Origin of the sequence: Corynebacterium sp. CMW7794 (genome assembly GCF_001563605.1) — a bacterium.
GTDB lineage: Bacteria > Actinomycetota > Actinomycetes > Mycobacteriales > Mycobacteriaceae > Corynebacterium > Corynebacterium phoceense.
On the sequence record NZ_KQ961706.1, the window covers coordinates 69,882 to 83,513 of the forward strand.

At 66.1% G+C, this 13,632-nt stretch carries 11 protein-coding genes; 7 read left to right on the forward strand and 4 right to left on the reverse strand.

Annotation, left to right across the window (positions count from 1 at the left end; all coding sequences use genetic code 11):
- The first annotated feature begins 185 nt into the window (after positions 1–185).
- From argS to thrB, 4 genes are all read left to right on the forward strand, one after another.
- Entirely contained in the window at positions 186–1,838 is a 1,653-nt protein-coding gene (argS, locus tag HMPREF3227_RS00355; RefSeq protein WP_066490772.1) for an arginine--tRNA ligase, read from the forward strand.
- Positions 1,839–3,182 carry a diaminopimelate decarboxylase gene (gene lysA / locus HMPREF3227_RS00360; RefSeq protein ID WP_066509366.1) on the forward strand — a complete coding sequence of 448 codons (1,344 nt, stop codon included), beginning with the start codon at positions 1,839–1,841 and terminating at the stop codon, positions 3,180–3,182. It abuts the gene before it with no gap.
- Between the two features lie 184 nt (positions 3,183–3,366).
- Positions 3,367–4,704, forward strand: a complete 1,338-nt coding sequence (locus HMPREF3227_RS00365; RefSeq protein WP_066490774.1) for a homoserine dehydrogenase — start codon at positions 3,367–3,369, stop codon at positions 4,702–4,704.
- Between the two features lie 24 nt (positions 4,705–4,728).
- Entirely contained in the window at positions 4,729–5,658 is a 930-nt protein-coding gene (gene thrB, locus HMPREF3227_RS00370; protein ID WP_066490776.1) for a homoserine kinase, read from the forward strand.
- Between the two features lie 99 nt (positions 5,659–5,757).
- On the opposite strand, the gene HMPREF3227_RS00375 is transcribed toward thrB, so the two are convergent.
- From HMPREF3227_RS00375 to HMPREF3227_RS00390, 4 genes are all read right to left on the reverse strand, one after another.
- Positions 5,758–6,507, reverse strand: coding sequence for a helix-turn-helix transcriptional regulator (locus HMPREF3227_RS00375; protein WP_068801654.1), 750 nt, complete (start codon positions 6,505–6,507; stop codon positions 5,758–5,760).
- A 163-nt stretch (positions 6,508–6,670) separates the two neighbouring features.
- Positions 6,671–8,506: an ATP-binding cassette domain-containing protein gene (locus HMPREF3227_RS00380; protein ID WP_066490778.1), complete on the reverse strand. Its 1,836-nt coding sequence runs from the start codon at positions 8,504–8,506 to the stop codon at positions 6,671–6,673.
- 27 nt (positions 8,507–8,533) lie between these two features.
- The gene (gene modA / locus HMPREF3227_RS00385) at positions 8,534–9,364 is read right to left on the reverse strand and encodes a molybdate ABC transporter substrate-binding protein (protein ID WP_369814840.1); all 831 of its coding nucleotides are present in this window, start codon (positions 9,362–9,364) and stop codon (positions 8,534–8,536) included.
- Between the two features lie 134 nt (positions 9,365–9,498).
- The gene (locus tag HMPREF3227_RS00390; protein ID WP_066509369.1) at positions 9,499–9,759 is read right to left on the reverse strand and encodes a DUF2249 domain-containing protein; all 261 of its coding nucleotides are present in this window, start codon (positions 9,757–9,759) and stop codon (positions 9,499–9,501) included.
- Between the two features lie 64 nt (positions 9,760–9,823).
- Between HMPREF3227_RS00390 and HMPREF3227_RS00395 the strand changes: the two genes are divergently transcribed.
- The 3 genes from HMPREF3227_RS00395 to HMPREF3227_RS00405 are packed head-to-tail and all read left to right on the forward strand — an operon-like array spanning position 9,824 to position 13,573.
- The gene (locus HMPREF3227_RS00395) at positions 9,824–10,960 is read left to right on the forward strand and encodes a hypothetical protein (protein ID WP_066509487.1); all 1,137 of its coding nucleotides are present in this window, start codon (positions 9,824–9,826) and stop codon (positions 10,958–10,960) included.
- The gene (locus HMPREF3227_RS00400) at positions 10,917–12,164 is read left to right on the forward strand and encodes a beta-carotene 15,15'-monooxygenase (RefSeq protein ID WP_066509372.1); all 1,248 of its coding nucleotides are present in this window, start codon (positions 10,917–10,919) and stop codon (positions 12,162–12,164) included. Before HMPREF3227_RS00395 ends, HMPREF3227_RS00400 begins: the two co-directional genes overlap by 44 nt.
- Positions 12,161–13,573, forward strand: coding sequence for a multicopper oxidase domain-containing protein (locus HMPREF3227_RS00405; protein WP_066509375.1), 1,413 nt, complete (start codon positions 12,161–12,163; stop codon positions 13,571–13,573). Before HMPREF3227_RS00400 ends, HMPREF3227_RS00405 begins: the two co-directional genes overlap by 4 nt.
- Positions 13,574–13,632 lie beyond the last annotated feature (59 nt).

The following is a 13,632-nucleotide window of genomic DNA, read 5'->3' on the forward strand; positions in this document are numbered from 1 at the left end:
TGCTCGATCGATAAAGAGGATGGGTTGGTCTTTCTTAGACTAAACCGGGGTTAGCGATTTATTCCACATTTGTCGGTTCTATGACATCTACCTCACGCCAGACGGGGGCAGCTGCGTGCAACCTGCCGCGGTCCAGCAGGGACTAATGGTGCCCCGGCCGTGCATGACCTATAGAATTTGTCCCTATGAATCCTGCAGATCTTTCCGTGCTCATTCGCGACACCGCCGCGACCGTCATGGCCGCGCACGATCTGGACGCCTCCGTCCTGCCCGAGTCCGTGACCGTCGAGCGCCCCCGCAACCCGGAACACGGCGACTACGCCACCAACCTCGCCCTTCAGGTCGCTAAGAAGGCCGGCGCCAACCCGCGCGAGCTTGCTACCTGGCTTGCCGATGCCCTCTCGGCCGACGCCGCCATCGACTCCGCCGAGGTCGCCGGTCCCGGCTTCCTTAATATCCGCTTGGCCGCCGCCGCGCAGGGCGCCATCGTTGCTCAGGTCCGCGAGGCTGGCGCTGCGTTCGGCTCCAACGAGGAATACGCGGGCAAGAAGATAAACCTCGAGTTCGTCTCCGCGAACCCTACCGGCCCCATCCACCTGGGCGGCACCCGCTGGGCCGCCGTGGGCGACTCCCTCGGCCGCGTGCTCGAGGCCTCCGGCGCCGCCGTGACCCGCGAGTACTACTTCAACGATCACGGCCGCCAGATCGACCGCTTCTCTAACTCCCTCGTTGCCGCCGCAAAGGGTGAGCCGACCCCGGAGGATGGCTACGGCGGAGACTATATCCAGGAGATCGCGGCCAAGGTTATGGAGCAGGTTCCGGACGCCCTGGAGGGCACCGAGGACGAGATCCGCGAGAAGTTCCGCGCCTCGGGCGTGGAGATGATGTTCGCGCACATCAAGGACTCCCTCCACGAGTTCGGCGTCGACTTTGACGTCTACTTCCATGAGAACTCCCTCTTCGAGTCTGGCGCGGTGGAGAAGGCCGTCGCTCACTTGAAGGACAATGGCAAGCTCTACTTCGAGGACGGCGCCTGGTGGCTGAAATCCACCGACTACGGCGACGACAAGGACCGCGTGGTTATCAAATCCGACGGCGACGCCGCCTACATCGCGGGCGATATCGCCTACGTCGCGGATAAGTTTGACCGCGGCCACGACCTCGCCATCTACATGCTCGGCGCGGACCACCACGGCTACATCGCGCGCCTGCGCGCGGCCGCCGCGGCCATGGGCTACGACCCGAACCAGGTCGAGGTCCTCATTGGCCAGATGGTCAACCTGCTGCGCGATGGTGTCGCCGTGAAGATGTCCAAGCGCGCCGGCACCGTCATTACCCTCGATGACTTGGTCGAGGCCATCGGCGTCGACGGCGCTCGCTACTCGCTGGTGCGTTCCTCCGTCGACTCTTCGCTCGATATCGACCTGGGGCTGTGGACCTCGCAGTCCTCGGACAACCCGGTCTACTACGTGCAGTATGGCCACGCTCGTATCTGCTCCATCCTGCGCAAGGCGTCTGAGATCGGCGTGTCCGCAGAGGGCGCGGACCTCGCGCTGCTCACGCACGACAAGGAGGGTGACCTCATCCGTACCCTCGGCGAGTTCCCGGAGGTCGTTAAGGCCGCCGCGAACTTCCGCGAGCCGCACCGCATCGCGCGTTACGCTGAGGAGCTGGCCAGCGTCTTCCACCGTTTCTACGACCAGTGCCAGGTCCTGCCCAAGGCTGGCGAGGAAGCCGAGCCGATCCACTCCGCGCGCCTCGCGCTGGCTGATGCCGCCCGTCAGGTCCTCGCCAACGCCCTTACCATGGTGGGCGTGTCCACGCCGGAGAAGATGTAAGTGAGCACGACGGACTTCAACACGCTGCCGGCGCACGTGTGGCCGCGCAACGCCCGCCGCGAGGAGGACGGCGTCGTCACCATTGCCGGCGTCCCGCTGCCGGAGCTCGCCGAGCAGTTCGGCACGCCGCTCTACGTCTTCGACGAAGACGACTTCCGTGCGCGCTGCCGTGAGATGGCGGACGCCTTCGGAGGCCCGGACCACATCCACTACGCGTCCAAGGCGTTTATCACCAAGCGCGTGGTTAATTGGGTCAACGAGGAAGGCCTGTGCCTTGACGTCGCTTCGCTCAACGAGTGCAAGATCGCGCTCGCCGCGAACTTCCCGCCGTCGCGCATGACCGCGCACGGCAATAACAAGGAAAAGGAGTACCTCGAGCTCTGCGTCGACAACGGCGTGGCTCACGTCGTGCTGGACAACGAGGGCGAGCTGGCACAGCTCAACGAGATTGCCGCCGCGGCGGGTCGCGTCCAGAACGTCATGATCCGCGTGAAGCCCGGTGTCGACGCCCACACGCACGAGTTCATCGCCACCTCGCACGAGGACCAGAAGTTCGGAATCTCGCTCGCTACCGGCGCCGCCTTCGACGCAGCCCGCGCGTGCCTCGAGGCCTCCAACCTCAACCTCGTGGGCTTGCACTGCCATGTCGGCTCGTCCGTCTTCAACGCGGAGGGCTTCAAGCTTGCCGCCGAGCGCGTGCTCGCGCTCTACAAGCGTATCCACACCGAGCTCGGCGTCGCCTTGCCCGAGCTCGATCTCGGCGGCGGCTTTGGCATTCCCTACATGGAATACGAGCAAGCCCTCGATGTCGCGTCGCTCGCCGCGGATCTGCTGGCCGCCGTAGACCGCACGGCCCAGGAGCTCGGCATCGCCGCACCCTTCGTCCTCGTCGAGCCCGGCCGCTCCCTCGTGGGCGCGTCTGCGGTCACGCTCTACCGCATCGGTACCGTCAAGGACGTGGAAACCGGCAAGGCCGAGCTGCCCATCCGCCGCTATCTGTCCGTTGACGGCGGCATGTCGGACAATATCCGTCCGGCTCTCTACGGCTCCGAGTACGACGTACGTCTCGTCGGCCGCGAGACCGAGGCCACGTCCGTCGACTCCCGCGTCGTGGGCTTCCACTGCGAGTCCGGCGATATTCTCATCGACGAGCGCACGCTCCCCGGCGACATCACGACGGGCGACCTCGTCGCTTTTGCTACGACGGGCGCGTACCAGTACATGATGTCCTCGCGTTACAACGGTGCGCTGCGTCCAGCCGTCGTGTCCGTGCGCAATGGCGATGCCAGCCTCATGCTGCGCCGCGAAACCGTCGCGGATCTGCTCGCTCTCGAGGCCGACTAAAGCCCACCGCACGCAATATTTATTCACGCCCCGCAGCCTGGAATTCCCAGTTCAGCGGGGTGTCGGACGTTTTCTCCTACTGATGTGCCGCCCATCGGCGGGGGACTAGTGCGCGAGTAGACCGAGGGGTCTGTATTATGAGCGGAAGTAATTATTACACCCACTATTTTCAAGGGGACACCTCATGGCGAATAACCAGGCAGCAACCACCTATGGCCACGGCAAGGGTATCGGCGCGACCGTCGGCATCGCGCTGTTGGGTATGGGTACCGTTGGTGCCGAGGTGTTCCGACTCATCAACGAAAATGCCAACGACTTTGAGCAGCGCATCGGCGGCCCCGTCGCCGTTCGCGGCATCGCTGTCTCGGACACCTCCAAGGAGCGCCCGGGCGTTCCTGCGGAGCTGCTCACCACGGATGCCCATGCGCTCATCAACCGCGACGACGTCGACGTCGTCGTCGAGGTCATCGGTGGCATCGACTACCCGCGCGAGCTCGTCCTCGCTGCGCTCAGGGCCGGCAAGTCTGTCGTGACCGCCAACAAGGCGCTCGTAGCCGCGCACGCGGATGAGCTCGCCGCCGCCGCTAACGCCGCAGGCGTCGACCTCTTCTTCGAGGCCGCCGTCGCCGCCGCCATCCCGGTCGTGGGCATGCTGCGCCGCTCGCTGGCGGGCGACAAGATCCAGCGCATCTCCGGCATCGTCAACGGCACCACGAACTTCATCCTCGACGCGATGGAGACCACCGGCGCCTCCTACGAGGACGCGCTCGCCGAAGCCACCCGGCTGGGCTACGCTGAGGCAGACCCCACCGCCGACGTCGAGGGGCATGACGCCGCCTCCAAGGCAGCCATCCTCGCCTCCCTCGGCTTCTACACGCGCGTGACATTCGACGACGTCCACTGCGAGGGCATCTCCAAGATCACCGCCGAGGACATCGAAGCCGCCGACCGGGCTGGCTACTCCATCAAGCTCCTCGCTATCTGCGAGCGTCTCACCGCTGCGGACGGCACCGAGTCCGTCAACGCCCGCGTCCACCCGACCCTCGTGCCGAAGGACCACCCGCTGGCGTCGGTCAACAAGTCCTACAACGCGATCTTCGTCGAGGCTGAGGCCGCAGGCTCCCTCATGTTCTACGGCAACGGTGCGGGCGGTAACCCGACCGCCTCGGCCGTCCTCGGTGACCTCGTCGGTGCCTCGCGTAACAAGGTCCACGGCGGCCGCGCTCCGGAGGACAACACCTACGCGCACCTGCCCATCGCCAGCTTTGGCGAGGTTGAGACTCGCTACCACATCGACATGGAGGTCGCGGACCGCACCGGCGTGCTCGCAGCTATCTCCAACGTCTTCGCCGAGTTCGGCGTCTCGCTGCGTACCGTGCGCCAGGAGGACCGCGGCGAGACCGCCCGCCTCATCGTCGTCACGCATGCTGCGCGCGAATCTGTCCTCGCGGACATTGTCGAGCACCTCTCTGGCCTTGACGACGTCCACGCGGTCAACTCCGTGATCCGCCTCGACAACTAGTCCGCTCGACTAAGGTAATTCTTCATGAGCATTGACATTGAAGTCGGCACGACCGCCACGGTGAAGGTTCCGGCCTCCTCGGCGAACCTGGGCCCCGGTTACGACACACTCGGCATTGCGCTGAGCCTCTACGACACCGTTGAGGTCGAGGTCACCGCCTCCGGCCTCGAGGTGGAGATCTTCGGCGAGGGCGCGGACGAGCTCCCGCACGATGGCTCCCACCTGGTGGTCAAGGCCATCCGTGCGGCGCTCACCGCCGCGGACGCGCACGCCCCGGGCCTGCGCGTGGTCTGCCATAACACCATCCCGCAGTCGCGGGGGCTTGGCTCCTCGGCTTCCGCCGCCGTCGCGGGCGTCGCCGCTGGCAACGGCCTGGCGGGCTCACCGCTCACCAATGAGCAGCTGGTGCAGCTTTCTGCGGCTTTCGAGGGTCATCCGGATAACTCGTCTGCGTCTGTCCTTGGCCAGGCCGTCGTCTCGTGGACCACCGTCCCCGTCGACGGCCGCACCGCGCCGGAGTACAAGGCCGCAACCCTTGACGTTCACCCGGACATCAAGGTCACTGCGCTCATCCCGGACTTCCACGCGTCGACGCAGGCTGTGCGCCGCGTGCTGCCGTCGCACGTCACGCATTCCGATGCCGCGTTCAACGTGTCGCGTACCGCCGTCCAGGTCGCAGCGCTTCAGCACTACCCGGAGCTGCTCTGGGAAGGCACGCGCGACCGCCTGCACCAGCCGTACCGTTCGGACGTCCTGCCGGTGACCGCAGAGTGGGTCAACCGCCTGCGCAACCGCGGTTACGCCGCGTACCTCTCCGGCGCGGGCCCGACCTGTGCGGTCCTGCACACTGAGCCTATCGATGCCGCCATTCTCGACGACGCCCGCGCCGCTGGCCTGCGCGTCCTCGAGCTCGAGGTCGCAGGCCCCGTCGAGGTCACCGTCTCCCGGGCCTAGACACCGGACAGAGACGCACGACAAAAGCTCCCCTTGCCAACGGCAAGGGGAGCTGTCGTCGTGGGGCGCGAGCCGCAGCACGCCGCTCGGGCTTTAGTCTTACGCTGCGCTGCCTGCAGTCGTCATCGCAGGCTCAGCAGCGGCGGGCTCAGCCGCCTCAACGCGCTCGATGTGAACCTGGCAGATGCGGTTTCCGGACTTCGGAATGAGCTTGAGGTGCAGGCGTCCCTTGAGGTCGCGGCGCGAGAGCTCGTCGAGGTAGCCGTCGTGGACTGCACACACGAAGGGAGAGGGCTGGACGCCCGCCGCGACGAACGGGCAGGCATGCAGCTCCATCGCGGAGACGCCGGTGGAATTAAGTTCCTGGGCGTCGATGGTGGGATCGAAGCCCATGTCGCGCATCTTGCGGTAGAGCGGGGAGAGCGGATCGTCACCGTCGCGCCCGCAGTCTGTCATGGTCTGTGCCCACCGGCGGCCAATCTCGCGGGCCTGCTCGGACTGGAAATCGTCAAGGCTGTCTTTGTCCGCGAGCATCTCCGCCATGAGGCTGATGAGCGCGACGTATTCCTCGGCGATGGAGCGGTTGTCCGGAATGCGCACCTGGAAGATGAGCGACGGTCGTCCGCGGCCTTTGGCGGGCGCGGTAATCACACGCACGGCACCAGCGGCGACGAGTTCGTCGAGGTGGCCGCGGGCGGTGTTGACATGCATGTCGAGCTCGTCTGCGATCTCCGCGGCGCGTGCGCCTTGCGGGAAATCTTGCAGCGTGGTGAGAACTTCGCGCTGCTTAGGAGACAGGCGCAGGGCCTCGGGAAAGAGCTCAGTGGATGAGCGCGGCGTAGAAGGCATACTCACATCCTTGATGACAAGCGCTTGAACAGAGCGCGAAAACGTTCACTCGAAGAGATAACAGCTTTGAGATTACTCCGCGTAGAGCGGCGTACCCATTCTTCTGCGATGTTGTAATAAACATCACGAACCCCGTAAATATTACACCACCCCGAAAGTAAGGCTACGACGCTGCAGCGTAGACCTTGAGCTCTGAGGCCGGAATATGGCAGCGCACGCTCATGCCCGGAGTGAGGGCATCCGCGGTGGCAGCATCGATGGGCACGTCCACGACGCCCGCGCCGAGGTCGACGCTCGCCGTCGCATCCGCCAGTGTCGTCGCCGTGACCGCGATGACCTTGCCCGCCAGGCCGTCGTCTGAGTCCACGATGTTGGCCGCCGTCGGTCGGAACGTGGCCAACGCGGCGGCGCCTTCCGGCAGGCCATCGGTGTCGACGCGCAGTCGCGTGCCAGCGCACACGACCTCGTCGGTGCTGGTGACCGTCACATGGAGCATCCCGAGTCCCGCCAGTCCCGCGACGAACGGCGTGGGCGGCGTGCGCAGCAGCGTGTCCGTGGGGCCCGCGGTGACAACCTGGCCGCCCTCGAGTACGGCCGCGAAGGAGGAGAGTCCCGCGACGTCGAGCGCGTTGTGAGTGACCATGAGTGTCGTACGGTCGTGCGCGGTGGCATGGAGAAAGCGGCGCCACCGCGCGGCTGAGGCGACGTCCACGGCGGCGAGTGGCTCGTCAAGGATGAGCACCGCCGGACGCGCAGCGAGCGCGCGGACCAGGGCGACCTGCGCGGCCTGGCCGCCGGAGAGCGTGGGCACGCGGGCGTCGGCGACATCGGCGAGTCCGGCGGCATCGAGCATCTGTGCTGCCTTCTCGCGGCCGACGACCATAGCGACGGCTCCCAACGCCGTCGTCGTGGGCGGCAGGCCCGGCCGCTGCGTGAGCATGACCACGCGTCCGCCGCCAGCGTCCACTGTGACGTCCGCGCGCACGCGGCCGGCGATGATATTCATGAGCGTCGTCTTACCGGCGCCGTTTTCGCCGATGATGGCGGAGATCGTGCCGGCCGGGAAGACCGTCGTGTGGTCGCCGTGGGACACCGTGACCGCGGCCGCTGAGTCCGGTGCGGTGAGCTCGCGCAGGCGCGCGGAATCGAGACACCCCAGCTCGCGGGCGCGCTGGCGCGGAGTCTTGCGGACCAGCGTCGGCAGGCCAGCCACCGCGAGCGAGACGATGGCGAGCGCGATGAGGATGGCTGAGAGCACGTAGGCGTTTTCGGTGCTTACTTCGCGCTCGAGGTAGATGCCCAGCGGCATCGTGCGCGTAATTCCAGGCATGGAACCGGCGAAGGTGATCGTCGTACCGAACTCACCCAGGGACCGTGCGAAGGCGAGCGCGGCGCCCGTGAGGATGGCTGGGGCCGTCATGGGTGCGGTGATTTTGCCCAGAATCTGCCACTGCGTGAGCCCAATGCCGCGCGCCGAGGCGAGGATCTCCCCGTCGATTTGGCGCAGTGCCGTGTCGACGGCGACCACAACGAAAGGCAGCGCGACAAAGATATGCGCCAACACGACGCCGGAGAAGTCGAAGGCGAATTGGATGCCGAGGGCGTCGAGTATCGGGGCGAGCAGTCCGCGGCGCCCGAAAGCTGCGGTCAACGCGAGGCCTGCGACGACCGGAGGCATGGCCAGTGGCACGTAGACAAGCAGGCGTACGATGGATGCGCCGCGGCGCAGGTTGTGCAGCCACACGGCCAGCCCCACACCGAGTGCTACCGCGATGACTGTTGCTTGTGCGGCTGCCGCGAGCGTGATGATGAGCATCTCGCGGGTCTCGGCACGCGCGGCAATCTCGACGAAGCGTCCCCACGGCACGCGCAGGCCCAAGGCGATGATGGGCCCTACGATATACGCCACTGCCGCGATACCCAGCACGGTGAAGACGACCGGTGTCGCTACTGGAGCGCGGCGCAGGCGAAGCGGGGATTCGAGGTCAGTGGCGTTCATGTAAACAGCAGGTGGGGTATCCGGGAACTAATCAGCCGGGGTGAAACCGAACTCCGTCCACGTGGAATCGAAGTCATCGGCGAGCGTATTCAACAGCTTAGTCGCCGCGTCCTTGTGCTCGGAATCCTTGACGGTGGCGCCCAGGATGGAGTTGGTGAACTTCTCGGCTCCCGGAATCTCGATGACCTCGACGGCATCACCGGCGGCTGCGGCGTCCGTGGAGTAGACCCAGCCTGCGTCGGCCTCGCCGGAGGTGACCTTGCCCAGCACGTCCGCGACCTGGCTCTCGAGCGAGTCTGCCTTGAGGTCGAGGCCCTTGTCGTCCATGATCTTCGTCGAGACGTCGCCGCACGGCACGGTGGGGTCGCAGAGCACGAAGGTCGTGTCCTCGTTCACGTCATCAAGGGACGTGATTCCCGCCGGGTTGCCCTTGGGCACGACCATGACCATGACGTTTTCGGCTAGCGTCTGCGGCTCGTCTACGGTGCCGTCCGCGACGGCTTGGTCCATCGTCTTCTTCGATGCAGTGAGCAACAGGTCCGCCGGAGCGCCCTCCTTGATCTGCTGGACGAGCGCAGCCGAACCACCGTTGTTGAAGGTGAGCGTGGCCGGGATGTCTGCCGCGGCCTTCTCCATGGCCTCGTTGAGGACGCGCGTCGAGGACGCGGCGAAGAGAGCCAGCTGCACGGATTCGGCGGCATCGGAAGCCGGGGTGTCAGAGGACCCGGAATTATCGGACGACGCAGACGCGGCTGTGTCGGCCGAGCCGGTGCTCGAGTCCTTCTGCTGAGTCGGGGAGCAGGCGCTCAAGGTGACGGCGGTGGCAGAGGCTGCAAGGACGGCGAGAAGCGGACGGATAAGACGCATGAGTGAACTTTCTGCAGAGGCGAGTAATGGGTTCAAGTTTAGTGGGTGCAAATACAAATATCTGATGAAAAACGCACCATCGCCCCGCACTGTGGGGCGGGGCGATGGTGCGAAGGCAGGGGAGTTTACGCGGTGCGCGTGAACTTGATGTGCACCTCCTGCGGCTCCTTCTTGAGGTACTCGAGCTCGAAGTCCTCCTCGCGGGCCTCGATCTCGCGCAGCAGCGGGATTGGGTCATGCGGGGCGACGAGCACCATGGACTCACCCACGTTGAGGGTGCCCAGCGCACCATGAATGGCGCCGTGGCGCACGACGTGCGGAATCGTGGTGGCATCGAGGGTCGGGATGTCGTTGCCCTTGTGGGCGTCAGAGATGGGCAGCTGCATGGCTGTGGTCCTTTCGGTTGATATTCGCTTTTATCTTAGGCTCAATATTAGTACGATAAAAGTCGTGAAAAATAATCGAGCCACGCAGAACGTCGCGCACCGGATGGCGTTCCTTGCCGTCGCGGGCGCGTCGCTCCTCGTCGGTCTCGCCGCCGGCGCCTCGTTGCTCGGCTTTACGTGGGGGCCTGCGGGTGCGGCGGCCTCCATCGCGCGCGACCATGGGCCGCTTATGGTCTTTGGCTTCGTGGGCGGCGCCATCGGCCTGGAGCGCGCCGTCGCCGTGCGCACGTCCTGGGCGTGGGCGGGACCGGCGTTCCACGTCCTGGGCGTCGTGACGTTGCTCGCGGGCCTGCCGCGTGCCGTGCCCGCAGCCGCCTTTGCCGCTTCGTTCCTCGTCCTCGGCGCGATATACACCGAGATTTACCGCCACCGTCAGCCCATGCTCGCCGTGCTCGTGCAGGCCGTCGGCGTGCTCGGCGGAGTCTCCGCGGCCGTCCAGTGGGCCACCACCGGCGGATTCGCCGCCGCGATGCCGCTCGCGGTGCTCTACGCCGTGGCGACCATCCTGGGTGAACGCATGGAGCTCGCGCGGCTTACCATGTCCGGCGCCCGCGCCGGAGGTTCGCTCGCCGCACTCGTGTTGGCACTCGCCGCCGCGGCGGTGCTCTTCCTCGCCAACCCGGCCATTGGCTACCGCGTCATGGGGCTCACCCTCGTCGCGTGTGCGGCCCGCGCGGCCCAGCTCGACGTCGCGAAGAACCTCGTGCGGTCCACCGGCCTGCCGCGCTATACGGCCATCGCGATGCTCGCCGGCTACGGCTGGCTCGCCCTTGGCGGCGTGTTCTGGCTGGCCTTCGGGCCGGACGTGACGGGCTTTGCCTACGATGCATCCATCCACGCGGTCTTCCTGGGCTTCGTCATCTCCATGATCTTCGCCCACGCGCCGACCATTTTGACCTCGGTCATCCGGCGCAAGCTCCCGTATCACCCGGCGCTCTACGTGCCGCTCATCCTGTTGCACCTGGGACTGGCCCTGCGCATCTACGCGGATCTGCGCCAGTACGCCGGGGCCTATCAATCGGGCGGGCTCGCGACCATCCTCGCGGTGCTCGTGTTCTTAGTTACCGGCATAATTCTTACCTGGAAGGAGGCGCGTCATGGAGATAGGACTCGGCCCCAGCGCACCGCAACCACGGCTTAAAGCGCAGGCCGCGCCGTTGAGCGACGTCTCGCTCGCAGGCCGCCGCCGCTGGCACACGCTGGCCTTCGCGGTCATCGCGCTGTGGATTTTTATTGGCATGGGCTACGTCATCGCCCGCCAATTCGGCGCACCTGTCATCTGGTGGGAGCTCATCCACCCGTTTACCATCGGCGCGCTCACCACGGCGATCATCGTCTATTCCACGCACTTCGCCGAGGCGCTCACCCGCACCGCGACACAGGATTACCGCGCCGTTGCCGCGCGCGTGGCGCTCGTCCAGGTGGGACTCCTCCTCCTACTCATCGACCGCGCGGGCTATGACTGGGGCCCGCTTGCCGATGCCGCCTCGCTCCTCATCATTGCCTCCCTCGCGTGGCACATCTGGGCCATCGCGCGCGCCCTGCGCGGTTCGCTCGCCGGGTCCTTCGCCGTCACCGTGCCCTTTTACATCGCGGCCGCCGCCTTCATGATCGTCGCCGTCGTCTGCGCCGTGCTCGCCGGGCGGGGAGTGGGCAACTATTCCTCGCTCATCGCGGCCCACCAACGCGCGGCGGTCTGGGGCTTTGCCTTGCTCACCATCGTCGGCACCGTGGTGACGCTGCTGCCCACCCTCTCCAGCACGAAGATTTCGCCCACCGCCCGCGCCCGCTGCCTGCGTGCGCTCACGGTGCATTGCAGTGGGCTTTCGGCCGCCGTCGTGTGCTACGCGCTCGGCCTGCCCGTGCCCGCGGGCATTGCGCAGCTGCTCACTGTGCTCGCCAGTGCGCTCGTAATCGCGCCGGTCGTGTCGGGCGTGCTGGGCGGGGCGCCGCAGGTAACGGCGGCATCGGCAAGCGTGCTGGCCGGAGTGTTCTGGATGGTGGCGCTCAACGCTGCCGATGCCGCCTCAGTCCTGGCCGGAGCCTTCCCCCGGGCAGTCACCCTCGTGCTCATGCCGGCCTTCGTGGGCGGCGGGCTGCTCCAGCTCGTTACGGGCGTGCTCACGCACCTGCTGCCCACGCTGCGCGGTGGTGGGCGTGAGGCCGTTTACGAAGGGCGTCGACGCGGCACGTTCGCGGCGCCCGCGCGTGTGGTGCTGGTCAACCTTGGCGCGCTCATTACGCTTACCGGCCCAGCACTGGCCGGGATTATCATGATGGGGTTAGGCCTCATCGGTCACGTGGCGGCTATCTGCTGGTCGCTGAAAGTTAGGAAGTCCGCATGACGAATCTTATGTCCCCGCAACCCTCCCAACCGTCCCAGCCGGCTCAACCGGCGAAGTCGAACGCCAACGGCTGGGCCGCCTGGCTGCTCATTGGCCTCGCCATCGCGGCCGTGGTCGTGCTCGCCGTGGTGAACACGACGGCAACGAACAAGGCCTCATCGCCGGCGGCTCCGGTCGCGGCATCTGGAGACGATGTCGTTGTCGATGTCACCGTGGACGGCATGGCCTTCGTGCCGAATTCCGTGGACGTGCCCGCGGGCTCGCGCCTCATCGTGAACTTCACGAACACCGGCGACAAGGTCCACGACTTGAAGATCGGCGATAACGAGACCGGCCGCATCGAGCCGGGCAAGTCCGCGCAGCTCGACGCGGGCGTCATCACGGAGGACATCAAGGGCATCTGCACGATTGCTGGCCACGAGATGCAGGGCATGACGTTCATGGTGCATGCGACGGGTGCGAACTCCGAAGCCTCAACTGGTGAGCACAACCATGCCGTCGCCGGTGCCTCCAACCCGTTTGTCACCGTGCCGTCTGCCGCGGACCGTACGAAGAAGCGCGACGATTTCCAGGCGCGCGACGCCGCTCTGGCACCGTCGACGGGCACGGTCCACGAGGAGACGTGGGAGATGACCGAGGAAGTCCGCGAGGTCGCGCCGGGTGTGAAGCAGATGCAGTGGCTCTTTAACGGCCAAGCCCCGGGTCCGACGCTCCACGGCAAGGTGGGTGACACGTTCAAGATCACGCTTGTCAACAACGGCACCATGGGCCATTCCGTCGACTTCCACGCCGGCGAGGTCAACCCCGACACCACCATGGCGACCATCGAGCCCGGCGAGGAGCTCACCTACGAGTTCACCGCCAACCGCTCGGGAATCTGGATGTATCACTGCTCGACCGACCCGATGAGCCTCCACATCGCCAACGGCATGATGGGCGCGGTCATCATCGACCCGGTCGGCGACGACGCCCTGAGCGACGTTGACGGCGAGTACACGTTCGTGGCCTCTGATGTCTTCCTCGGCGACCAAGCCATCGGTGCCGACCCCGACCGCGTCGCGAACGGCGACTTCGACCTCATGGCATTCAACGGCTACCCCAACCAGTACGACCTCGAGCCGCTGCACGCCAAGGTCGGCGAGACCGTCCGCCTGTGGCTCCTCAACGTCGGCCCGGACCAGCCGCTGTCCTTCCACGTCGTGGGCGAGCAATTCGACACCGTTTACAAGGAGGGCACATACCTCATCCGCGACGAGAAGCAGTCGGGCTCGCAGGCCCTCGATCTCCTGCCTGCCCAAGGCGGCTTCGTGGAGATGACCTTCAACGAGCCCGGTACGTATAGCTTCGTCAACCACATTATGACGAACGCCGAAAAGGGTGAGCACGGCACGATCGTCGTCACGGAGTAGATTGCAGCCACCTGGCACCCGAGACACCACGCCCCGGTTCGAGGCGTGGTGTCTTTTTT